At 49.4% G+C, this 23566-nt stretch carries 22 protein-coding genes; 16 read left to right on the top strand and 6 right to left on the bottom strand.

The features are described 5' to 3' along the window. Positions 1-114: 114 nt before the first annotated feature. The 3 genes from AB3G37_RS05450 to AB3G37_RS05460 all read right to left on the bottom strand — a co-directional run bounded on the left by AB3G37_RS05450 (position 115) and on the right by AB3G37_RS05460 (position 3607). On the bottom strand, positions 115-1407 hold the full coding sequence (locus AB3G37_RS05450; protein ID WP_369789953.1) for an HAAAP family serine/threonine permease: 1293 nt from the start codon (positions 1405-1407) through the stop codon (positions 115-117). Between the two features lie 511 nt (positions 1408-1918). Beyond that, positions 1919-2173, bottom strand: coding sequence for a hypothetical protein (locus tag AB3G37_RS05455; protein ID WP_037378674.1), 255 nt, complete (start codon positions 2171-2173; stop codon positions 1919-1921). 171 nt (positions 2174-2344) lie between these two features. Continuing rightward, a complete protein-coding gene (locus AB3G37_RS05460) occupies positions 2345-3607 on the bottom strand; it encodes an MFS transporter (protein ID WP_009637550.1) in 1263 nt (420 codons plus the stop codon). A 388-nt stretch (positions 3608-3995) separates the two neighbouring features. Here AB3G37_RS05460 and AB3G37_RS05465 point away from each other — a divergent pair, with 388 nt between their 5' ends. Then, a complete protein-coding gene (locus tag AB3G37_RS05465; RefSeq protein WP_369789954.1) occupies positions 3996-4841 on the top strand; it encodes a VOC family protein in 846 nt (281 codons plus the stop codon). A gap of 486 nt (positions 4842-5327) precedes the next feature. On the opposite strand, the gene AB3G37_RS05470 is transcribed toward AB3G37_RS05465, so the two are convergent. Both AB3G37_RS05470 and AB3G37_RS05475 read right to left on the bottom strand, forming a co-directional pair. Next, positions 5328-5600, bottom strand: coding sequence for a hypothetical protein (locus tag AB3G37_RS05470; RefSeq protein ID WP_369789955.1), 273 nt, complete (start codon positions 5598-5600; stop codon positions 5328-5330). Between the two features lie 496 nt (positions 5601-6096). Next, positions 6097-6345, bottom strand: a complete 249-nt coding sequence (locus AB3G37_RS05475) for a hypothetical protein (protein ID WP_369789956.1) — start codon at positions 6343-6345, stop codon at positions 6097-6099. A 399-nt stretch (positions 6346-6744) separates the two neighbouring features. Here AB3G37_RS05475 and AB3G37_RS05480 point away from each other — a divergent pair, with 399 nt between their 5' ends. Next, the gene (locus AB3G37_RS05480; RefSeq protein WP_009637546.1) at positions 6745-7371 is read left to right on the top strand and encodes a LysE family translocator; all 627 of its coding nucleotides are present in this window, start codon (positions 6745-6747) and stop codon (positions 7369-7371) included. A 5-nt stretch (positions 7372-7376) separates the two neighbouring features. Here the strand turns inward: AB3G37_RS05480 and AB3G37_RS05485 are convergent, their stop codons facing one another. Then, positions 7377-8258, bottom strand: a complete 882-nt coding sequence (locus AB3G37_RS05485) for a LysR substrate-binding domain-containing protein (RefSeq protein ID WP_369789957.1) — start codon at positions 8256-8258, stop codon at positions 7377-7379. Positions 8259-8375: 117 nt separating this feature from the next. On the opposite strand from AB3G37_RS05485, the gene AB3G37_RS05490 reads away from it, so the two are divergent. The 14 genes from AB3G37_RS05490 (at position 8376) to qseG (ending at position 23542) form a co-directional block, all read left to right on the top strand. Further along, a complete protein-coding gene (locus AB3G37_RS05490; RefSeq protein WP_369789958.1) occupies positions 8376-8783 on the top strand; it encodes a tautomerase family protein in 408 nt (135 codons plus the stop codon). Between the two features lie 10 nt (positions 8784-8793). After that, a complete protein-coding gene (locus AB3G37_RS05495) occupies positions 8794-9336 on the top strand; it encodes a DUF4865 family protein (protein WP_369789959.1) in 543 nt (180 codons plus the stop codon). Positions 9337-9733: 397 nt separating this feature from the next. Further along, positions 9734-10138: a RidA family protein gene (locus tag AB3G37_RS05500; protein WP_369789960.1), complete on the top strand. Its 405-nt coding sequence runs from the start codon at positions 9734-9736 to the stop codon at positions 10136-10138. A gap of 77 nt (positions 10139-10215) precedes the next feature. Next, positions 10216-11109: a transporter substrate-binding domain-containing protein gene (locus AB3G37_RS05505; RefSeq protein ID WP_369789961.1), complete on the top strand. Its 894-nt coding sequence runs from the start codon at positions 10216-10218 to the stop codon at positions 11107-11109. Positions 11110-11205: 96 nt separating this feature from the next. Continuing rightward, on the top strand, positions 11206-12720 hold the full coding sequence (locus AB3G37_RS05510) for an amino acid ABC transporter permease/ATP-binding protein (protein ID WP_369789962.1): 1515 nt from the start codon (positions 11206-11208) through the stop codon (positions 12718-12720). Continuing rightward, entirely contained in the window at positions 12707-13786 is a 1080-nt protein-coding gene (locus AB3G37_RS05515) for an alpha-hydroxy acid oxidase (RefSeq protein WP_369789963.1), read from the top strand. The genes AB3G37_RS05510 and AB3G37_RS05515 overlap by 14 nt, the downstream gene beginning before the upstream one ends. Then, complete coding sequence (locus AB3G37_RS05520; RefSeq protein WP_369789964.1) at positions 13776-14726, top strand: ABC transporter substrate-binding protein; 951 nt, start codon at positions 13776-13778, stop codon at positions 14724-14726. Before AB3G37_RS05515 ends, AB3G37_RS05520 begins: the two co-directional genes overlap by 11 nt. Beyond that, positions 14726-16108 (top strand): dihydroorotase family protein, encoded by a 1383-nt coding sequence (locus AB3G37_RS05525; protein WP_369789965.1) that lies wholly within the window; start codon positions 14726-14728, stop codon positions 16106-16108. Before AB3G37_RS05520 ends, AB3G37_RS05525 begins: the two co-directional genes overlap by 1 nt. Positions 16109-16149: 41 nt before the next feature. After that, a complete protein-coding gene (locus AB3G37_RS05530; protein WP_369789966.1) occupies positions 16150-16944 on the top strand; it encodes a GntR family transcriptional regulator in 795 nt (264 codons plus the stop codon). Positions 16945-16959: 15 nt separating this feature from the next. Continuing rightward, a complete protein-coding gene (locus AB3G37_RS05535) occupies positions 16960-18078 on the top strand; it encodes a mandelate racemase/muconate lactonizing enzyme family protein (RefSeq protein ID WP_369789967.1) in 1119 nt (372 codons plus the stop codon). A 202-nt stretch (positions 18079-18280) separates the two neighbouring features. Further along, on the top strand, positions 18281-18646 hold the full coding sequence (locus AB3G37_RS05540; protein WP_369789968.1) for a hypothetical protein: 366 nt from the start codon (positions 18281-18283) through the stop codon (positions 18644-18646). A gap of 238 nt (positions 18647-18884) precedes the next feature. Then, a complete protein-coding gene (mrdA, locus tag AB3G37_RS05545) occupies positions 18885-20831 on the top strand; it encodes a penicillin-binding protein 2 (protein ID WP_369789969.1) in 1947 nt (648 codons plus the stop codon). Between the two features lie 582 nt (positions 20832-21413). Then, a complete protein-coding gene (locus tag AB3G37_RS05550; RefSeq protein ID WP_369790898.1) occupies positions 21414-22793 on the top strand; it encodes a sensor histidine kinase in 1380 nt (459 codons plus the stop codon). Between the two features lie 17 nt (positions 22794-22810). Further along, the gene (gene qseG / locus AB3G37_RS05555; RefSeq protein WP_369789970.1) at positions 22811-23542 is read left to right on the top strand and encodes a two-component system QseEF-associated lipoprotein QseG; all 732 of its coding nucleotides are present in this window, start codon (positions 22811-22813) and stop codon (positions 23540-23542) included. Positions 23543-23566: the final 24 nt, after the last annotated feature.

Consider the following 23566-nt stretch of genomic DNA (forward strand, 5'->3'; position numbering starts at 1 on the left):
CGATGTGTAAAGCGCCGTCTTACCTTCCAACATTTGTATTAGCGATTAAAAAAGGCTTACTTTTCAGGGTAAGCCTCGAGTAACCAGCCGCGACTATGCAGCAGTGGTAATTGATCAGCCGAACAGGCTATAAACAATTGCCGACATCGCAACTAAACCCACAATAACAATGAAACCGTTGCTGATATGGCCGCTGTATTTTCTCATTGCCGGAACTTTGCGAATTGCATACATCGGCATGAGGAAAAGCAACATGGCGATAATTGGGCCGCCCAGGGTTTCAATCATTCCTAAAATGCTTGGATTCAAGGTAGAGATGGCCCAGGTCGAAACCAGCATAAATACTGCGGTTATGCGGTTCATTTTCGGCAGAGAAATGTTTTTGCCACGGCTGCGCAGCGATTGGCTCACGATACCGTTAAAACCTTCGCGAGCACCCAGGTAATGACCCAGAAACGACTTGGTAATGGCGATAAAGGCAATCACTGGCGCGATATAGGCAATTACCGGTGTTTGGAAATGGTTGGCCAGATAGGACAGAATCGAGATGTTCTGATTTTTGGCCTCCATCAGGTCCGCCGGGGAGAGGCTCAGCACGCAGCTGAACACGAAGAACATCACCGTTACAACCATCATCAAAGTACTGAAGGTCAGGATTTTAGAGCATTTTTTCTCGGCATCGTCGCCATATTCTTTACGTTTTGCGACGGCAAATGATGAGATAATTGGCGAATGGTTAAACGAGAAAACCATCACTGGAATAACCAGCCACAGGGTCATCAGCATGCCATTACCAGTACCTCCAGTTGCCGCTGGAGCGTGCTCAAAAATAGAGGCATTCCAGTGCGGAATAAGGTAAAGCGCTAACGCCATCAGCACAACAACAAATGGATAAACAAGAACACTCATTGTTTTAACAATAAGGTGCTCACCAAAGTGAACCAGTGTCATTAATGCCAGAATCAGCACTAGCGCTAATATCGCTCGCGGTGGAGCAGGCAGATGCATTTGATGGGTGATGAAACTTTCGACAGTGTTGGTAATAGCTACGCTATAAACCAATAATATCGGGAAAATAGCGAAGAAATAGAGCAAGGTAATTAGTTTACCTGCGGTAATACCGAAATGTTCTTCTACAACGTCGGTAATATTCTGCCCTGCATTCTTCCCGGACAATACGAAGCGTGTTAGTCCACGGTGGGCATAAAATGTCATGGGGAATGCAAGAATAACCATGATAATCAGCGGGATAAGTCCACCAATCCCAGCATTAATTGGCAAAAACAGCACGCCCGCGCCTATTGCCGTTCCGTACAGTCCCAGCATCCATGTGGTATCCGTTTTGCGCCATGCACCTGTTTCGTCGGTATTTTCCGTGGCAAGTACGTCAACTTGAGAATTACTCATAAAACCTCTGGTGAACAAAATTTAATCATCTCTTGCGAGAGACTGAGTCACAATATTAAAAACTGGCATCATACTAATGAGACAGAATTTGGATAGCGGGATGATACTCACGAGCAGTATGAATGTCCGTGATTCTGATCACCTATGGCTGAATATATGGCTAATTTCTTTCATGTTCGATAAAGATACGGGCTGCTGGTAAATATATAGATTAATCAAAATTTTATTCATTGCTCAGGCCATGCTTAAAAATTCAGGCAAGAGAGTAGCATAATCCTTATTTCCCTTGAATTGCCAAGTTTCACTCTAAGATGAATATTATTAAATTAGATTTTTTAATTTCTTATAATGATGGCCATAGCGGCTGGAAATTTGATTTAAAACTCTGTTTCTCAACAGGTAGAAACTGCCTTATGGGCAATATTGGAATGCATTTGCGGAGTTAATAACGGTATTGATGGACCTGAATCAGTTAATCATTACTGATTCAGGATATGCAACTAATAGGTTGTTATTTAAACAGCTCGTTATTGCCGAAAAGCTTATTGCTGTTGCTGTTTTGGATACTGGTCAGGCAATGCGTCGCCGACTGGTGAGCCGGGCGCTGTGGTGAGGTCATCATATCGCGAGCATCCGCAACATTGTTAAATGATGAATGCTCAACGCAAGGCTGTGAACTGGTGTTCATTGGAATTTCTGAAGCCTGTGTGCCGAATGCTGCGCCCGCAAGCACCATTGCTGCGAGTAGAACTTTACTGCTGGTCATTTTAGGTATGTCCGAGAATCTTAAGGTTAACGCCTGTTCACCTGGCATGAGCTGGCCATGAGGTGTTGGGAGTTTGATTGTCTGCTTGCTTGTGTAGAAGCTGTGAGGCTGGCAATAAAAAACGGGAGCCATGGCTCCCGTTGATCATGCAGAAAGGATCAGAACAAGGGTCTACACATGTTGGAGCGTATTTTGCTCCTCGATTTCTTTATTCGGTAGGCGAATCGTGGCAGAAATCGCGAGTGAGATAATTAATAGCACGGTAATGAAGCTAAAGGTTATGGCAAAGCCGCCAAAGATTGAGGCAATCAATGAGCCTAAAACACTGCCGACGCCAAACCCGAGATAAAGCAGGCCATAGTTCTTGGTCAGATTGTTAAGGCCGAAGAAATCGCTGACCAGTGAAGGATAGACGGTGATCGTGCCGCCAAAGCTAAAGGCTACGCAGGCTACGGAAACATAGAACGACGTTTCATTCATATGAGTAAATAGCATAATACTCATGCCAATCAGAGAGATAACCTGGGCTAACGAGATCACTCGAATACGCGCCATTTTGTCTGAAAGCACGCCGAGAACCAGGCGACCGCTAAGATTGGCGATAGCAATAACGGTAACGGCGTTGGCAGCGGTCATCGCGCTGAGATGCACCAGGCCTTGGCCAATATCTTTGGCCACCCCAATGACATACAGTCCGCTCATGCAGGCAGTCAAAAACATCAGCGCCAGCATCCAATACTGTGGGACGCGAATGGCTTCGGCCAGGCTGAAATCACGCGGCTGCTCCTGGTGATTGTCAATCATTCTGGCTTGCTGTTTTGGTGCGTCGGTCATCATCAGGCCGCCGATAATCACCATCGTCATCGCTAACAAACCCCAGATAATAAAGGTATGTTCCAGCGTGCCGATGCTTAACAGGTAGCCACAGATAAACTTAAATCCCAGGCTGCCAAAACCGTAGGCGCCAATGGCACAGGCTGAAACTACGCCTTTGCGTTCCGGGAACCATTTTACGCAGTTCGAAAGGGACATCAGATAACCGGCACCATCGGCCAGTCCGACCAGCACGCCTGCGCTGAGGTAAAGCATGACGAGATTCGTCGAGTGGGCGGTGAGGAAGAATCCAACGGCCATCAATATGCCTGAGGCGATGGTGACTTTTTTTACCCCGAAGCGTTCCTGTAATTTACCGGCGACAGAAGAGGCTACGGCCAGGCCCAGGCTTAATAAACCGAATGAGAAGGCAACGCGGCTGATGGGTTCATCGAGTTTGGCGGAAAGCTGCCCGTTGAACAGGCTCCAGGTATAAACCGAGCCGAGTGCAAACATGGTGATAATGGTACCAAACAAGGTAAACCAGCGGGTGCGATTATGATTGGGTATCGCAGCGCTTTGCTGGACGGCCGCTTTTTTAAGGCCTGATTTATCACTCATAGTGGGTTCTCCCGAGCGAGATTGATTCAATTAGATTGGCGTTATGATAAGTCTTATTTGAGGACATGAATCGATTCAGGCATGAGATGCCTTTGAAGTGGAATGAAGTGCATTAATAGCGGTATGAATGACCTAAAGTGTCCTTTTTACAGAGGATAATTTGGCTTAAATCTGTTTTGTCAGGCCGCTTGGTGCCTGGCTTTAGTTGATCTACATCATCAACAACGTAGTTAGGTTTGCTGTCTGCTATCTGAAAAACGTCAAAAGCACAGCGATGAGTTTGTTTAGCTCAAAACAGGGATTGGTTTTGCAGAAAACTTCGTTCTGGAAAAGGGGCCTTCTTATTACTCTGCACGCTATTGGAAAAAATTTTTAAAGAGAGCGCGTTATGTCGGATTTGGTGCCTTATCTTGATCACGTTGTTATAAATGTTGCCGAGGGTCTTAACCTGTCAGAGCAGCTGTTTCGCAGGTTGGGATTTAACCTGACAACTCGCGGCCATCACTCGCTTGGATCGAGCAATCATTTAGCCATCTTCAATGATAATTATCTTGAGTTACTCGGTTATGAAGACCGCAATACGCTACAGCGTAAGGATCTGTATCAGGCGCCGTTGGGGCTTAATGGGCTGGTGTGGAAAACCCAGGACGCCGCTGCTGTGTATCAGCAGCTATCGCAGCATCAGTTGGCCGAAGCCGAACCCAAAGCTTTTTTCCGCCCGGTTAAGCTCAACGATGGCACCGAACCCAACGCGCGATTTCAAACCGTGCCGGTTAAAGCCTCTCGCATCCCGCATGGTCGGAGCTTTTTTTGTCAGCACTTAACGCCTGAACTGGTTTGGCGTGCCGAATGGCAAACCCATCCTAATGCGGTCTCGCATATTAGTGAATTTGTGATTTCTGCCAGAGATATCCGCCATGCTGCACAAGTGTATGTGGACATTTTTGGTAAGGAGCACATTAATGAGATAGATCCTCAGGAAGTTGCCTTGCAGGCCGGAGGTGCCAAGGTGCGCTTTATCACTCCTGAGAAAGCTCAGGCTGTTTTCGGCATCACGCTAACGGATGATTGTGATGAGGCAAAAATGGTAGCGCTGAGTTTTGGCACCTATTCGCTGGAAACCACGCGTCAAAGTTTACAGCGCGGTGAGATTCACTTTACCGAGGTTGGGGGGCGAATCCTTGCGCAGGTCGGGCATGGACTCGGGTTAACGTTAGCCTTTTATGAGAACTGAAGGTTGAAATTGAAAGTTTAGAATTGAAAACGTTAAGTAAAGGTGGAAACTAACGTTGATAGACTGGGTCGAAAAGTAAACTATCAACGTTAAGGAACAACTTTTATGAATAGCATAAAGTGTATTTACGCAAAAGCCTGCCTTCTAGCCCTGATTTTAGCCACTCTAAGCGGCTGTGCGTATCAGAGTCCTTCAGGTGATACCAAGATTCAAGGATCGGGTACGATAAGTGCGGGAGCTGCGTTCTAATTTTAAGTTTATGAGTATTAAAATGCTTTGCAGGAAAATGGTACTTTCCTGCAATGGATTATATTTTTGAGCGCTTTTATTGATTTAGATCAACGAAAGCGCTTAAAAAACTTAATCGGTGTTGAATGATTTAAAAAAACATGCAGAATCTAAATAATAAAGTTGCTGGCTAAAAAATATTAACATTATGGCTATCCCTCATCCCTGCGTTCATCATTTTACTGATTGTATTCATTGTTAGTTTAATGAATAATCTTCAATCTTATTAATTATGTTTTCAATTTCACTTCGACTTTTATCAGTCTCAGCAACAGCTTTATCAACAATTAGCTCTTTTATAAAGAAGTCTATCGCAATAGTTGTTTTTTTGACGACATTTTCCATGGTGACTTCTCTATATGCATCAGGCTCGACTTGTTTTTGCAGTTCTGTTTTAACATACTGAAAGAAGTCCTCAGGTGCTTCATAAGTAGCGATTCCATGAATCATCATATCCAATGTTAATATCATATATAGCCTCTCGTATTTTATTTATTTAGATACATTCAGACAAACTTGATGCTTTGAATGAGGTTTGCCTACTAATTTTAGGGACTTTACCCTCATATTCATCGGTCTACGTACGGCCAATCACTTGAGATAATCTTATCAATATAGGCTTATGAAGGCCGTTAGATCAAGAATTCCCGTCACATATCTCATACATTCTCGCTACCAAAAGCGATTTTTGAGAGCTGCAAAGCTTTGCCTGCGGCATGTTTCGCTTTTTCCTCAATCAAAACAACTCACAACCTTTGGTTAAAAAAATTTGTCAATGCAGTTCCGGGTTTCTGGTCTGTTTGGCCCCGTTCCCATGAGCGATAGCTATCTTCGGATAAAATTTAACTTAGAGCAGATTTCCTGCTTCGAGACGTTGAGTTAATCTTCATCTCCAGTTGTTATGAGGTTTGAATTTCGTTGATGAATTGTTAATTAATCATGCTTAATACGAAAATAAAGTGGATGACTATAAATTAATGTATTTTAAACTATTGTCTGGTAAGTTTTCTTGAGTGTTCGCCATTGGCGCTGAACCTTTCAATATACCGCGCTGTGTTAGAAAAGCGATCATTTCGTTTATGTTGTGCTCTGTGTAGATAGCTTTTTCAAATCCACGAAGGAAAAAAACTGTTTTGTCGCCATTGCTTTTAATTAAATAGATTTCAGCAATGCTGATTATAAAATCACAATTATCAATGCTTTTAATTTGCATCATTTTCGTGTGTCCAAGGTTTTAATATAACTTTGTTAGGATTAATCTTAACGAAGTTATACTACTCTCGATTTTTTTAATTGGAAATAGAGTAAATTGTTTAAAGATGCTAATTCTTTCCTGTTTGTTGTAAGTGTGAGCATATTGAGTGCTTGTTAAGCAATCCACTTTCTAAATATAAAGTATTCAAACCTTTGATGTAGAGTTTTCATAACTTCCTGTATTCATTAAATTTGCCGAGTGATTGATTTTTGAGCGACAGGCAAAGCAGAATTTCTTGATTTACATTAGGAGAAATCATAGGTTATTTCTTACCTATTTGTTATCGATAACTCGCGCCCGAGATGATGCCTGCTTTCTGTTACCGCACTTACGGGGGTGAAATTATCCATGGAGGTTATGATGCATGCGGAACTGCTTTCTCTATTTTCCATTGCTGTAGCGCTGGCAGTTGGGGCGATGAGCCCCGGTCCCAGTTTTATTTTTGTGGCAAAAACGGCTATCGCTTCCTCACGTCGCGATGGTCTGGCGACCGCGTTGGGTATGGGGATCGGTTGCGCAATACTGGTTCTAATCGCTTTTTCCGGGCTACATACTTTGCTGGTTACCGTTCCCTGGCTCTATCTCACGCTGAAGATTTGCGGCGGCCTGTACCTTTTTTATATGGCAATCAAGATTTTCCGGGGGGCGAGTCAGAAACTAACGTTGGGAGAAGGGGGGGAATCGGCAAGGATTGGTTTCAAAAAAGCCTTTATGACCGGATTGATTACCCAACTATGTAATCCCAAGACGGTTTTAGTCCTGGCCGGTATTTTTGCTGCATTGTCCCCTCGCGACATCCCCGGCTACTTCTATTGGCTTTTACCGGTAATGGGCTTTGCCATTGATTCACTGTGGTACACCTTTGTGGCCTATGTCTTGTCATCGGCCAAGCCACAGCGTGTTTATTTACGCTATAAGAAAAGTATTAGCCGTATCAGTGGTGGAGTGATGGCGGCGCTTGGGTTAAGGCTGATCCTGACCAAATAAAACTCTCAAAAAGCCAGCGGAAAGACTTCGCAAATGGTCTTATGCAGGTAACCGGTGGCTTCTGAAAGATGGCTATTTGACTGATGCAGGGCAATGCCAATATTGCCCATCTCAGGCAGTTCAGGTCGGTCAATGATCTTTAGTCTGGTTGGCATGCCCATCTCGGTACGCAAAGTCATTCCCAATCCTGCAGATGCGGCCGCCCATATTCCACTGAGGCTACGGCTGGTAAAAGCAATGCGCCAAGGGATGCCTGCATGATCCAGAGCGGCGATGGCGAGAGTGCGCATAATACAAGGCGCATCGAAAACCAGAAGCGGTAAGGGAGTTCCTTCTCGCAGATAAGGCGTAATTTCGAAATCAGTCGCGCTAATCCAATGCAGCGGCAGGCTGCCTAATGATTGGTTGAAAGGCGTGGTTTCTTCCCCCTGCCAACTCAGGGCTAAATCTAGCTCGTTTTGCCTGATAGCACTAAGCAATGGGCCATTGCGAGTCACGGTTGCCGAGATTTGCACCTTTGGATGGATACGAGAAAACTGGCCGAGAATAGCCGGTAGCAGTGCTTCGCCAAAATCCTCCTGCAAACCTAAACGAATTTCGCCGGCAACGGTGCTGGCGCTCATTGCCGCGCAGGCTTCATCATTGAGATTCAATAATCTGCGCGCATATCCCAGCAAAATTTCGCCCTGAGCGGTTAATGCCAGATGGCGACCAGATTTTTGCATCAGTGCCGTGCCTGCCTGCTGTTCCAGCTTTTTAAGCTGCGCGCTGATGGCCGAGGTTGAACGACCCAACCGGTCGGCGGCCAATACAAAGCTTCCCAACTCAATGCCGGTTACAAAAGTCCGCAATGCTTCTGCATCAAATGTCAGAGGGCGTTTTGCCATGATTAATCATCCTGTTTTTCGGGAATAATGGTGCTGTTATATCTGATTTTATAAATCATCATAGGCGCTTATCTTCTTTATTACACCTTTTGAGTAACGTAATAGCAGGAGATAATCATGCCTATGACCCGTATTGCGATCCCGGAACAGCGATTCACACTTTGGCGCGACGCGATTTCCCGTGCGCTGCAACAGACTCTGGTTAGCAGTTTTGACATCCCCGAAACCGACTGTTTTCAACTTTTTGACCGCTATCAGCCGGAGGAACGCATCTTTGACCGCCACTATTTATCTGGATCTGAGCAGGGCCGCAGTGAGGATTTTCTGCTGTTTCAGATAACCGCAGGCAGACCGCGCGGACCAGAGGAGAAACAGAAATTGTATTTGAAGTTGGTGGAACTGCTTGAGCAATCCATAGGTATCAAGCCGCAGGACGTGATGGTAGTGATTACTTTTACTCAGCCTGAAGACTGGTCTTTCGGCAGTGGAAAGCTGTTTAAGGTCTCTGATATTCCACGACCTTAAGGAGAAGAACATGCTGGCGATGCAATACAGTTTCACGCTTCCGGCCGATTATGATATGACCATTATCGAGCGTCGTATCGCCGATAACGGTCATCTGCTGGATGGTTATCCGGGGCTGATTTTTAAAACTTATCTCTATGCGATTCAGAACGACGGGTTAACCGCCAGTGACGAGAATCTCTATGCGCCTTTCTATCTTTGGCAGGACGCCGCAAGCCTGAACAGTTTTCTGTTAAGTCCGGGGTTTGCGGCGGTATCGCGGGCTTTCGGCAGGCCAGAGGTCAAGATTTATCCCGTGCTTTCGGTGGCATTATCGCCTGACATCCGTCAGGCTAAATTCGCCTGCCGGAAGATTGAGCCAATCAGGCCTTACAGCAGTCTTTCGTCACTAGGTGAGCCAGTAAAAATAGGAGAAGAGTTGGCGCGTTTAGTTGCCTGGGATCCGCAAAATTGGCAGCTGATTGGCTTGAGTCTGTGGAAAATATTGCCGCAAGAGGTAGCCTCAACCAGCCAAAACTATCAAATTGGCCATATTTCACTGCCGAAAAATTGAATCATGCACTGAGTAAAAAAGCCTAATCAATAAGTCTTTATTATGGCACGGCCGAAAGGCATCGGCTGGGCCTGAGCCCCTGTATTGTACGACTTAACATACCGCAAAAATCGTTAATCCTACCGCTAAAATACAATTCTTCTTTTGTATGATAATAAATCCGTATGGATAAAAATCACCCAGCTTAAACAGGCTAATTACTGCATTAAAAGTCAAAAAATCAGACTCAAAATTCAATTTAACTGTCTGTTTTTATTTGTTTAATTTTCTAAAAAACTTCAGTCATAAAAAGTGATTTTCATCACAATATCGCCGCTCACAAAGTAAGCGGTTAGATTGACTTTCGTATAATCGTATACGAAATTGGTCTCATGTTGATTTGCTGTGGAAATGACCAATGAAGACCGCGATTACCTATCCTGGGTTGGGAACTGAAGACCGACCAATGGGGCCTGCTCCTCTTTCAGCCGCCATTTTATCTGAACCGATGCTGTTTATTTCTGGACAGGTCGCCATTGATCCTTACAGCGGCAAAATTGTTGGCAGTGATATTGCGTCCCAGACACGTCAGGTTTTAGCGAACATTGAGTCTTTGCTCAAGCAGGCCGATATGACGCTGGACTGTCTGGTTCGCGTAACAATTTACCTCACCGATCTTTCACAGTTTGCCGGCATGAATGAAGTTTATGGCGAAGTGCTCTCCGCTCCCTATCCTGCTCGTGCCACGGTAGGTATTACGCTGAATCATCCCGATCTGCTGGTGGAAATGGAAGCAACAGCGATGCGTCAGATTGCAAAATAACAAGCAGCGGCAATTATTTTAAAAAATTATAAATCACAGGCGAAAGCCTATTTTTTCAGCACCAGGGGAACTTAATCATGAACAATGCATTGCGACTGGCTGTTTGGATGACGGGATTCACCGCAATTATGCTCTCTTCCCTATCTGCAGCTCAGGCTGCGGATGACATCAAACCCTCGGCCAAAGACTTTGCCGCTATGGCCCAATGTAAAACCTTGCAGGCCAAGTATCCTTCTCTGGTCGGCAAGCAGGTGGTGGTCGGCCTTGGCGGATATACCAAAGGTTTTGAGGCTCCGTCGGCAAAGGATCCTTCAGTGATTGAAGGGTTGGATCCTTCACTGTTCGATCGTCTTGGTGGCTGTCTTGGTTTCACTAACACTTATCAAAATGGATCCTTTAACGTGCTGCTAACCTCGATCACCAGCGGTCGTGCGGATATCGGCCCGATGCTTTACGTTACTGATGCGCGCCTGAAACAGATAGCGTTTGTCGCCTCGGTGCAGGTGCAGGACGGATCACTGGTAGCAAAAGGCAATCCAAAAAATATTAAAACCGTAGATGACCTGTGCGGTAAAACCGTGGCCGCTGCGGCAGGAACCTATGAAGCTGCAACACTGGTTCCTCGGCAAAATGCTATCTGCAAGAAAGAAGGCAAGCCCGAGATCGATATGCTGATGGTGCAGAACACCGATAACAGCATTCAGGCGATCAAAAGCGATCGCGCCGATATTTATCTCACTGAGGCCGGATCGGCGCGTGAAGTCGCCAAGGCCGATCCTTCCCTGCAAACTTCATTTACTGTCGATCTGCCGATCATGGTCGGTTTCCCTATTGCCAAAGACAACACTGTGATGCGCCACGCGGTGCTGGACGCCATGAAAGTGATTCAGAGCAGCGGCGCGCAGAAAAAACTGTTGGATTTCTGGGGCCAGGGCGGCAGTGCCGAACGTCCCGCAGTTGATAAAGGCTAAAGCATGGAGCTGGGGCTGCTGATTGTGACCGCCCCAGTTTTTCCCCTATGCAGTAGATTTTTTGAATGCCCAGTCTGACCGTCAGGAGTCGACGATATGCAAGATTTTTTCCAATACCTCACGCTGCCGTATTTATGGCAGGGTGCGGTAATCGCCGTCGAACTGTTAGTCGGTGCTCTAACTGGGGGGATTATCATCGGATTTTTTCTGGCGCTCGCCAGCACTTCCCGTCATACGATAATTCGCCTTCCGGTGCAGATTTACATCTATATTTTGCGCGGCACGCCGGTGCTGTTGCAGCTGATTTTGCTCTACAACGTGTTGCCGCAGTTTGGTCTACGTTTTAGCCCATTTTCCAGCGCTTTATTGGCGATGATGATTAATGAAACGGCGTTTTGCGCCGAGATTATTCGCGGTGGTATCGTAGCCACCGATCGCAACCAGCGCACCGCCGCGCAGGCATTTGGCTTTTCGCGCACCAAAGAAATGATCCACGTGGTTATTCCGCAGGCGTTGCGCGCCATTCTGCCGACGCTGGGCAATGAAGCTGTCGGATTGCTGAAATCCACCTCGCTGGCCTCCGTCGTCGGGGTTAATGAACTGACGATGCGTGGGCAAACCATCGTTTCGCAAAACTTTCTGTTTATTCCTGTGCTGGTTGCCTCTGGCGGCATTTATATGATCATGTCTTCAGGCCTTGCCGGTATCCAATACTGGCTTGAAAAGCATTTCAATCTTGAAGAACGGGCGCGGCGCGCGCGTCTGGTGAAAAACGCCGTCGAAGTGCCGATTGAGGAAACTCAGGCACTGCTGCCGAAACAGCATTGGGAAAGCAAAAATGCCGCCGTGGTGCTGGATATAGAAAATCTGCTGGTGGAATACGCGGGCAAAGCGGTGCTAAAAGGGCTGACTTTAAAGGTTCGCCGTGGGGAAGTGGTGGTCCTGCTGGGCCGTTCCGGTTCCGGTAAAAGTACCTTGCTGAAATCCATTCTGGCGCTGACGCCGCGAGCCGGAGGCAGTATAGAAACAGAAGGTCACCTGATGGGCCGTGACGCGAAAGGGCAGCCGTTGGCCGAGCGCCTTTTGCCCGGCAATCGCGCCGACTCCGGGATTGGTATCGTATTTCAGCACTTTGCCTTGTTTGATCACATGACCGCGCTGCAAAACACGATGAGCATTCCCTTGCTGGTGCAGGGGATGCCAAAAGACGTGGCGCGGCTCAAGGCCAAAAGCGCGTTGAAGCTGGTCGGGCTCGAGAATTTTGAGGTGGCTTTACCACACGAACTTTCTGGAGGGCAACAGCAGCGGGTCGGGATCGCCCGTGCGCTGGCTGCCGAACCGCGTATTTTGCTGTTTGATGAACCGACCTCGGCGTTAGATCCTGAGCTGGTGCGCGAGGTCAATCAAACCATCCGTTCGCTGGCGAAAACGGGCATGACACTGCTAATCAGCACTCATGACATCGCATTTGCCGCCACCGTCGCCGATCGCATTGTTTTCCTGCAAGACGGTGTGCTGGTGGAGGAGGGCGGGCCAGAAATCTTGCAACATCCAACCACAACAGCGTTTTCCGCCTTCCTGCAACAGGAGCTGACTCATGAAAATAGCTGATCACCATTTACAGGGCTTACCGCACGCTATCGAGGCGCGCGAAAAGCTGGGCGAGGCGCTATTTCGCTACATGCTTGGCCAGCCCAAAGACTTGCCTGTAGGCGCAGACGATGCCAACGCCGCGGCTCTGCAACAATATCGACTGGTGCCGCGAGTCATGCGAGGTTGTCAGAGCCTGAATATCAGCAGCCAGCCGTTTAAGCGTCACTGGTCCGCTCCGTTGGCGGTCGGCGCATTCGCTGGCGATCGGGTATTTCATCCGCAAGGATTGCTGCCGATTGCACGGGTCTGCCAGCGATTGCAGCTGCCACTGTTTATTTCCGAAGAAACCGTAACCCCGTTGGCAGATATTTGTGCTGAACACGATGACTGCTGGCTACAGCTGCGTGCCGCCGGGCCGGTGGATCGCATCTTGGATTTGATGGGTAATGCCGCCGACTGCGGGGCGCAGGGGATTATTCTTACCGTGCTGGCACCGGTTCATCCGGTTAATGGCCTGCAACCGGGCGGGTTTTCGATTGGCGACGAGCTACTGCGTCGGGGTTGGAAAACTATCGGTTCGACGGCAGCGGGCGTGCATCCGCTACCCGCATTTCCTGCCTGGTCATGGCAAGAATTGGCAACCGTGATTCAACACGCGACGGCTAAAGGTTTGAGCGTCATGGTTAAAGGCGTTCTGCATCCAGAGGACGCTATGTTGGCTACGCAATCTGGCGCACAGGCGCTGATGGTATCAAATATCGGCCTGCGGCAAAGTGCGCGCTGGGTAACACCGGTTGAGTCGATGGCCCACATTGTTCCTGCTTTTACAGGTTTACTCGCAATTGACGGTGGGATACGCAGCGGCGCGGACGTGCTGGTCGCGCGCAGCCTCGGAGCTGAGCTTGCGGTAATTGTCCGCCCGATAATCGCCGCTTTAGCCGCCGGTGGCGAACAGGCCGTTGAGTCTTTACTCTGCGGTTTAATCAATGAAATAACGGCTTTGTGCAGCTGGTGCGGGGTCAGCGATATCTGCGAGCTTAACGCGGATTATGTAGCCATTATGGGAGCCAGTCATGAGCAGTAATCCTTTGGCATTACCGACTTTGCGCCTTAATCAGGGCGATGCCAGTGAGGCGCGAGTTTATTACTGTGCGCATTTTATCGCTGAGAGCCTGGGCTTTTTTACCCGCGCAGGAGTGAAAATCGAATTCACTTCCGCCCAGTCCGGCGGCCACACCATTCAGGGAGGGCAGGTTCCGGCCGTTATCGCCGGAGAGGCTGATCTGACAATCGGTGGGCCGATGGTTATCATGAAAAATCACGAAGAAAACGGCCCGTTGCTTAAGTGTTTTTGTGCTGCGGTGGCCGGTAATCCGTGGTATTTGGCTGCCGCGAGTGCTCAGCCGGATTTTAGTTTTGCGTCGCTGCGCGGTTGCACGGTCATTGACGTTGGCAATGTTGGCACTGCAACCCTTTGTTTTCGCTGGTTGTTGCGTCAGCAGGGCATCGGTGAAAACGAACTGGAGCTGATCCCCGGCAGTGGCAATCCGCAGCAAGATTTTGCAGCGGTCGCCGCAGGTGAAATTGACTATGCCTTGCACTCGTTGCACGCACTGGCTCCAACTATCGCCAGCGGCCAACTTGCCGTAGTACAAAGCCTGTCGGCCGCAACCGGCCCGGTGCCTTGGAGCGCCTATATTGCCCGGCCAGAGATTATTGCTGCAAAACATCAGGCTTTTTCAGCCTTTACCTGTGCTATTGGTTGGGCCCTAAACTGGTTGCGCGAACAGTCAGCCGAGCAAGTGAGCCAGGTTATCGCGCCTTTCTATCCTGATTATCCTGCCGAAGGATTGATAGAAGCCGTCCGCGGCTATCAGGCCTCGCAGACTTTTGCTTCATCCACCCCGATCGCGGAACAAGATTTTCGCCACTTCTCGGACATTCTACAGCAGGCAGGTTGGCTAAAGCAGGCTGCACCTTACGCCGCGCTGGTAGATAGCAGCTTAATAAAGGAGCAAAACTGATGAAAACCTTGATTATCGGCGGATTGTTGGTGACCGAAACCGGCGAGCTGCGGGCCGAACTGGCCATCGACAAGGGTAAAATTGTCGGTATTTTTGCGCCAGATTGCCTATTGCCGCAGGCCGATGAGGTGATCGACGCCAGCGGGCTTATCGTGATGCCCGGTGCCATCGATGTACACACGCACTTTACCGGTTCGCACGATTTCCCCGAGCAGGAACTGCGCGAAGGAACACAGGGAGCGGCTGCGGGCGGCGTCACCACGGTGGTAGAAATGCCACATTCACTGCCGCCAGCCACTACGCTGGAGAATTTCACCTGGAAGCGCGGCCTGCTGGACGCCAATGTTACGGTGGATTTTGCCATGTGGGCCGGGTTGGACGGCAAAAATTTGCATCAGTTGGCGAGTCTGGATGCTGCCGGCGCGATCGCGTTTAAAGCCTTTTTATGCAGCGGCGATCCCGATGGCGGTGCCACTGACCCGAAAGGGCTGCCGCGCCTTGACGATGACGGCCTGCTGCGCGCTATGCAAACGTTGCGCGAGTTTGACGGATTGATCGGCATTCATTCCGAGAATCACGACATTCTGATCGGAGCAGGGGCTGAATTGCGCCGTGCCGGACGCAAAGATATTCGCGCCCACGCGCTGGCTGGCCCTGAAATTGCCGAGGTTGAGGCTGTCAATCGTGTGCTGACCATCGCCGAGGAGACCGGCGCGCGTTGTCACATCGTACATGTCAGTTCGGCGCGGGCCGCAAAAAATATCGTCAAGGCTCGCGGCAGGGCGCGGGTCTCATTCGAAACCTGTCCTCATTATCTGATCCTTGATGAAGAAGATTTGGTGCGCATTGGCCCTAACGCGCGCTGCGGGCCGCCGATCCGCCCGCGTCCGGTTGTGGATGCGCTGTGGTCAGTGGTACTCGACGGCGAGGTGGACATGTTGGCCTCGGATCACTGCCCATACCTGCCGGAACAAAAAGCGGCGGGCAACGAATCCATCTGGGATGCGGGCATGGGGCTGACCGGCGTTGAAACGCTGGGGCCAATGTTCTTTAGCGAAGGGCACGTCAAGCGAGGTCTTGGCTTGACGGAATTTGCCCGCATGACCGCCACGGGTCCGGCGAAAACTTTCGGCCTTTATCCACGAAAAGGGGCGATTAGGATAGGATCTGATGCCGATCTGGTGTTTTACAACCCACAGCAGGCCTGGACGGTAAAAGGTGCCGATTTTTACGGACTCGGCAAGTGGAGCGCGTTTGAGGGGCTGAACTGTCAGGGCAAGGTTGCGATGACGATGATCCGTGGGGTCATGGTTTATAAGGATGGCAAGACCCAGGTCGAGCCGGGCTTTGGGCAGTTTATCACCCGTGCGATAAGCCAATAATATCCAAACTATTCGTCCTGGAAAGGGCATCAGGAAGCATCATGGCAGCAAAACAGGCGATAAAAAAAACGCTGGGCAAACAGTCTGCAAATAAAGCCGACGCCGAGGTGTCACCGCTGATGCAGGCCGCTGGCGAGGAGGGGGTTCAGTGGCAGGCGGCCAGACCTCGCACGCTGGTAGATCACGCGGTTGACGCCATTCTCTCTGCTGCGTCGCGCGGTTTGCTGCTGCCCGGCGATCGCGTTTCTGAACCGGATCTGGTGATGCGGCTGGGTATGAGTCGGGTGCCGATTCGTGAGGCGCTGCGCATCCTCGAGAGTCAGGGCATCGTCTCCAGCGAGCCGTATAAAGGTATTCGCCTGATGGATATTTCCCAGCAGCGGCTGGAGCAGATCATCGACGTGCGTATTCCGCTGGAAACGCTGGCTTGTCGTCGCGCGATTGAGAACGGCCGCAACGGCAAGCTGCAAATTACCCGACTTGAGGCAAGCGTCAAAGAGCTGGAACTGATGATGCAGCGTGGAGATGTCTACGGTTTTGCCTCGGCGGATACCGATTTTCACCGCGTATTGTGCAGCTTCGCGGAAAACCCCGTGCTGAGCAATCTATGGGAATCGATAGCTCGCCAGCTCACAGTGATTTTCGGGCTATCAACAATGGGCAAATCCATGGCCGACATCGTAGAAGAGCATCGCCAATTAACTCAGGTTTTTGCAGCCGGAGATATTGCGCAAATGACTCAAGAAATTGAATTACACGTTCGCGTGCAGGCTTTGGACGTGGACTATCAGAAAATTATTGCTGACCGACGCCGGGCGGCGTCTGCGGCGGAATAAATATAAGGTTAAGCCATGAAAATAACAGATGTAGAAGCCTTTTATTTGCGGCTTCCCAATATTGAAGCGCGCACCGACAGCTCTCAGGATGCCCTGCTGATTAAAATCACCACCGATGCGGGCGTGGTAGGCTGGGGCGAGGTCGATGGCAGTCCTTACGTCACTAAAGCGATTATTGAAGCACCTTATTCGCACACCATGGTCACCGGTCTGAAATCTTTATTGATTGGCGAAAATCCGCTGGAGACTGGCCGCCTGTGGGCAAAAATGCATCGCGCGACAATTTATTACGGTCGTAATGGGGCCGTTATTCAGGCTATGGCGGGGATTGATATCGCGCTGTGGGATATTAAAGGTAAAGCGTTAGACAAGCCGATTGTTGAATTGCTGGGCGGAGCAATGCGCGATCGCATGCGCGTTTACTCCTCAAATATGTTCCAGTTCAGCATCGAAGATACCGTGGCGCGAGCTCGTCACGCTGTGGATACCGGGCATACCGGTGTTAAATTTGGCTGGGAACCGTTTGGCCTCGATGAAAAACGCGATATCGAATACGTAGAAGCCATCCGTCACGCGATAGGTGACGACGTTGATTTTATGCTCGACGTTGGGCTGGCCTGGGATGCTAAAACCACCATTCGCCGCGCCCAGCTGTTTGAACCCTATCGTCTGTTCTGGATTGAAGAACCTTTGCATCCGGACGACTATGCCGGATATGGCAAAGTTTCGCAGAGCTGTTCCCAACATATTGCGGCGGGGGAGGAAGAGTGCACGGTAGTCGGCTTCCAGCGACTGATCGACGAAGGGCAAATTGATATTGTTCAAATAGATGTGACGCGCACTGGATTTACTCAGGCGATGCAGATTGCGCAATATGCTCACAGCCGTGGCCGTAAAGTGTGTAATCATAATTTCACTACCGATATTAATACCGCTGCGTCACTACATTTCCTTTGTGCGATTGAAAATGCCCTGGTAATGGAATATTGCGTGGAGCCGGGTGAAATTAGTCGTTCATTGGCTAAAGAGCCGGTGAAAATTACCGATGGCTACGCCTTCCTGCCGTCGGGTCCGGGATTAGGCGTTGAACCAAGAATGGATATTATCGAAAAGTTTCTAGTGAGAACGGCTTAATGCCTTGTTTGTTATTATAAATTTGGGATTTTTTTAGCATTCTTTTTGCATTGACTCTTTATTGCGGCCCGCTATTTGTTGTGCGGGCCTTTTTTTATTACAGCTCTTGAGAGAATGTTTATGACTATTTTTTTGCCACCTACTTTCTATAATATTGCCAAGTGATAGGATGTGGCTCACTTTTCTTAGTTGGGATTTTTCAATGGCCAGGCTCGTCGCTTTCATTGCGGTATTACTGACTTTAACTTCTTATACAGCGTTTGCGGATACTCACTATAAATGCGTTTTGACCCACAGCATTCAGCGCCCGGATGGCGATGATTCGGCTGAAGTCCTGAATAAAGACGCCAGAGTCACTGATGCGGGGAATACCTTTACCGTTTCGCCAGACGGAATGAAAACCATTACCAGCCCGGAGCTGATCGATATAATTGGGCAAAATAATCAGCCAATGAAGGCAGGGACGGCAAATCATCTAATGTATATTCACGTTCAAAACAGCTTTGTGATTGCCAATGAAACCGAAGGCTATATTTACGCAGACTGTGTAAAAATAGACACCAAATAATATGCCTGCCGCCTCAGCCCAATTCACCGGGGTTTGGGGCTAAAATCTTGCTGCTTGTTGCCCCATGGCTTAACTTTGCATTTTCCTTACTTATTCATAAATAGAAACATTACTCTTCGCCGTTTAGCACAGTTCTTATGGTCGGACTGAGCGATAAGCGTTATCCTTTCGCACTTTCTGTATCCCCGCATTTTTCGCATAAGCTCTGACGTTTGACAAGAAAGGTAATCCCCCGGTAATGGCCCTATTGAACGAAGAAATCCGCGACCATACGGCTGAGTCCCTGCTCTTTATCCGTCGTGCTGTCATCGCCTTTGTGGTGGTGGTGCTGCTGTTTGGCGTGCTTGGATTCAACCTGTACCACCTGCAGGTGGGCATGCACTCTTTCTATCAGACCCGCTCCAATCAGAATGATATTAAAATGCTGCCGATCGCGCCGAGCCGTGGGCTGATCATGGATCGCAATGGCGTGATTCTGGCGCAGAACATTACCCTTTATCAGATTCAGGTGATCCCGGGCAAAGTTCCTGATTTACAGGCGACTATCAAAGCACTGACCCCGATTGTCGATCTGACGCCGGACGATCTGGCCAATTTCAAAGACGCCATGTATCACGGTCGCAAATTCAATGAAATACCGCTTAAGCTGGCGTTAACTGACGAAGAAGTAGCGCGGTTCTCGGTAAATCAGTTCAATTTCCCTGGCGTGTCAATCAGTAGCTATCAACAGCGTAGATATCCTTATGGTGCAGAGCTGGCGCATGTGGTTGGCTATGTTTCCAAGATAAACGATCGCGATGACAAAGAGCTTTCTGAAGAGGGGCTGGCCGAAAATTACGCGGCCGACCATGATATCGGCAAGCAGGGCATTGAAAAATATTACGAAAAAGAGCTGCATGGCCGAACCGGTTATCAGGAAGTTGAAGTTGATAACCATGGGCACGTGGTGCGCCTGCTGACGGAAACTCCACCGCAGGCTGGGGAAAACATCAAGCTGACTTTAGATCTCGGCCTGCAGCAATATATCGAGCAACTGTTAAAAGGCCAGCGTGCCGCCGTGGTAGTGGTTGACCCGCGCGATGGCGCTGTACGAGCGATGGTGTCCAGCCCGAGTTATGATCCTAACCCGTTTGTTAACGGCATCTCGGGCAAGGCGTATAGCGCATTGCTGAAAAATCCAGATTTACCGCTGATTAACCGCGTGACACAGGGCCTTTACCCGCCTGCGTCAACGGTGAAACCTTATATGGCGATGTCGGCGCTGTTTGCCGGGGTTATCACCCCGCAAACTACCTTCTTTGGCGCGCCGACCTGGACGCTGCCGGGTACCGATCGCCATTATCGCGACTGGATGAAAACCGGTCACGGCTATTTGAACGTCACCAAGGCGATTGAGGAATCGGCGGATACCTTCTTCTATCAGGTCGCCTATGAAATGGGTATCGATCGTATCCACGAGTGGCTCAGCAAGTTTGGCTACGGAAAATCATCGGGAATCGACCTCGATGAACAATATTACGGCAACCTGCCTAGCCGTGAATGGAAGATGAAGGTCCACAAAAAGGAATGGTATCAAGGCGATACGGTTTCTGTCGGTATCGGTCAGGGCTACTGGGTTGCCACGCCTATCCAGATGGTCAAGGCACTAACAATTTTGATCAATAACGGCAAGATCATGACTCCGCATCTGATGGATTCAATGCAGCTTGGCAAGGTCATTACGCCATTCAAGATGCCGGAAACCTCGCAGATTGGCGATCCAAAATCACCGTACTGGACGATTGTGAAAAATGCGATGTTTGGCATGGCCAATGCGCCAAACGGCACCGGCTACAAGCTGTTCCACACAGCGCCGTATAAGATTGCCGCTAAATCGGGAACTTCTCAGGTATTTAGCCTGCGTGAAAATCAGAACTACAATGCCAAAATGACACCGGTCCGCCTGCGTGACCATATTTTCTATACTGCCTTTGCTCCGTTTGACCATCCAACAGTTGCCGTGGCTCTGATTCTGGAAAACGGCGGCGGTGATGGAGTGGTTGCCGGGCCGACAATGCGCGCGATACTTGATCATATATTTGTGAAAGATGATGCTACAGATTGTCAGGATGACAAGAACAAGAGTAGCCCTGCCTGCCAGTTGACCGAACTAAAACCTGGTACTGAAGGATACGACGAGCATTAATACTGTCTTTGTTTGGCGACAACGGCTAACTTATCTGTCGCCAAATAGAGACATTTAACTCATTGATATTTATAGATTCAGTTTTTTGCTGGATAAAACGTCTCTCTTTGGAGACTAACCGCTGGATTTTACAGCGAAAAAAAGTACTGTAAAAAATAGCTCAACACCTTTTAAAAAAATTAATCATTTAAAACCAGACGTTTAAAATTTATATTTATAAGTTGGCACGATTCCTGCTATATTCACTGCGGTTGCTCATTCAATCAGTTATAAATGCCTCGGCGGTTTTACCGCAATTTGCGCTCATAACATCAGAATGACGCCGTAGAAAAGGTGCCTATCGTTCACCAAACCGATATCGTTGCTACGGCAATCTTATCAAGCATCGAACGACACGTTGAGTGAGGCACCACCTCTTCTGCCCTGTAGACCTCTCTTTGGGAAGTTTGCAGGGCAACCCCTCTGAGTTCTCTTCTTTTCTTCCTTATCCGGCTCGGTTAGCATCAACAGACTGATTGAGAGCGAGATGATTCCTTGAAAAAGCGGCGTATATTCCCAGGTTCTCTGCGTCAGCTAGTCCTGATGGCCTTTTTGCTGGTGCTGTTACCTCTATTGGTTTTGGCTTATCAGGCTTATGCCAGCCTAAAACACCTCAGCGAGCAGGCGGCAGAAATCAACCGCACAACCATTGTTGATGCCCGACGCAGCGAGTCGATGACCAGTATTGCGCTGGAAATGGAGCGCAGCTATCGACAATACTGCGTGCTCGACGACCCAACGCTTTCAACTCTTTACCAAAGTCAGCTGCGTCAATATTCGCAGATGCTGGATGCCCACGCGCCAATATTGCCCGATCCGCGCTACAACCAAAATCTGCGCGACCTGTTGACTCAGCTCTCTTCATTTAAATGTGAAAATAATAGTCCGATCCCTGACGCCTCTCGCCAGCTCGAAGAGTTCTCGCGATCCAACGCCGAAATGGTTCAGGCGACGCGGGAAGTCATCTACTCCCGAGGCCAGAAGTTGCAGCATGCTATCGCCGCACGCGGCAAGTTCTTCGGCTGGCAGGCGCTGGTGTTATTCCTGCTCAGCGGTATGCTGGTGCTGCTGTTTACCCGCATGATTATCGGGCCGGTGAAGGGGGTTGAGAGAATGATTAATCTGCTCGGGGAAGGCCGCTCGCCGGGAAGTGTCGCCAGATTTCGCGGGCCGCGCGAGATCCGCGCGCTGGCAAAACGTATTCACTGGCTCAGTGAACGTCTGGCGTGGTTTGAATCTCAGCGTCACGAATTTCTCCGCCATATCTCGCACGAACTGAAAACTCCGCTGGCCAGCATGCGTGAAGGCACCGAGCTGCTGCGTGATGAAATTGCCGGTCCTTTAACCGCCGATCAGCAAGAGGTCGTGGCTATTCTCAATAGCAGTAGTCGCCATCTGCAAACCCTGATTGAGCAACTGCTGGATTATAATCGCCGACTGGCCGACATTGCGACCGACAAAGAACAGGTCAATCTGCCTGAAATTCTCCACCGCGTGGCGGCGGCACACAGCCTTACGGCACGCAGCAAGATGATCCATACCGAAATCACTACCGATGCCGCGCAATGTTGGGCCGAATCTATTCTATTGGTGCGGGTGTTGGATAATCTGTATTCCAATGCGGTGCACTATGGCGCCGAATCCGGTAACATTTGGCTGCATAGCTGGCAGGAGGGCGCACGCACCTACATTGATGTCGCCAACAGCGGCACGCCTATTCCTGTCGACGAACAAACCATGATTTTTGAGCCCTTCTTTCAGGGGAGCCAACTGCGCAAAGGTGCCGTCAAAGGCAGCGGGTTGGGGCTGAGTATCGCCAAAGACTGTATCAAGCGTATGGAGGGCAAGCTGAAACTGGTCGACGTCGACTACGCCGATGTCTGTTTCCGCATTGAATTACCCTCCAACGCCGGGAAAACTTAGCCGAGTATAATCACACCATGCAGACAAGATTAAAACTGCTGCTCACATCGGCGATTCTAACGCCCATGCTGCTGATGCTGAGTGGTTGTACGCATCATCATAGTAAAGAACTTTCCCAGCCGGTTGAGGATGTTATCCCTGACAGTAAAGTGATCGATTTTCGTGTGGCGCCCTGTGAAACGCTTTGGGCGCTGGATGATAATGCCACGGTCACCAATTCATTGTACTGGCTGAGGGCGATGGACTGCTCCGATCGCATGAGCACCGCGCAGGCAAATTATCAGGCGGCGCTAATTCCTGCCTCAGGATGGGCTAATATCTTTAAACAGAGCATTTTGGCCGCCGGGGCCGAGCCTGACCTGACTCAGCGCAGAGCGTTGCTCAATAGCGTCAATGATTACCGTGGCCAGATGCCCGGCGAGATCCGCCCGCTAGTGCAGATGTGGCGTGAGAGAGAGTCGTTGCAAATCGCCTTTGAAGATGAAAAAGCGCGTAACGCTCGCCAGCAATCCTCCAATGAAGCCAAAATAGAGGAGATGACCAATCAGCAAACCGCTTTGCAGGCGAGTCTGGATGATACCCGGCGTAAGCTGGAAAACCTGACCGATATCGAGCGCCAGCTGTCATCACGCAAACAGCTGCAAAGCGAACTGCCTGACAACGACAGTAACGTCTCGGGGGCCGGGCGCGGCGTTTCTGGCTCTGACAAAGATACCTACGTACCGGCCAAGACGAGCCAGTCCAAATAAAATGAAAAGACACAAGCAACGGGA

This window comes from Rouxiella sp. WC2420 (genome assembly GCF_041200025.1).
Classification (GTDB): Bacteria; Pseudomonadota; Gammaproteobacteria; order Enterobacterales; family Enterobacteriaceae; genus Rouxiella.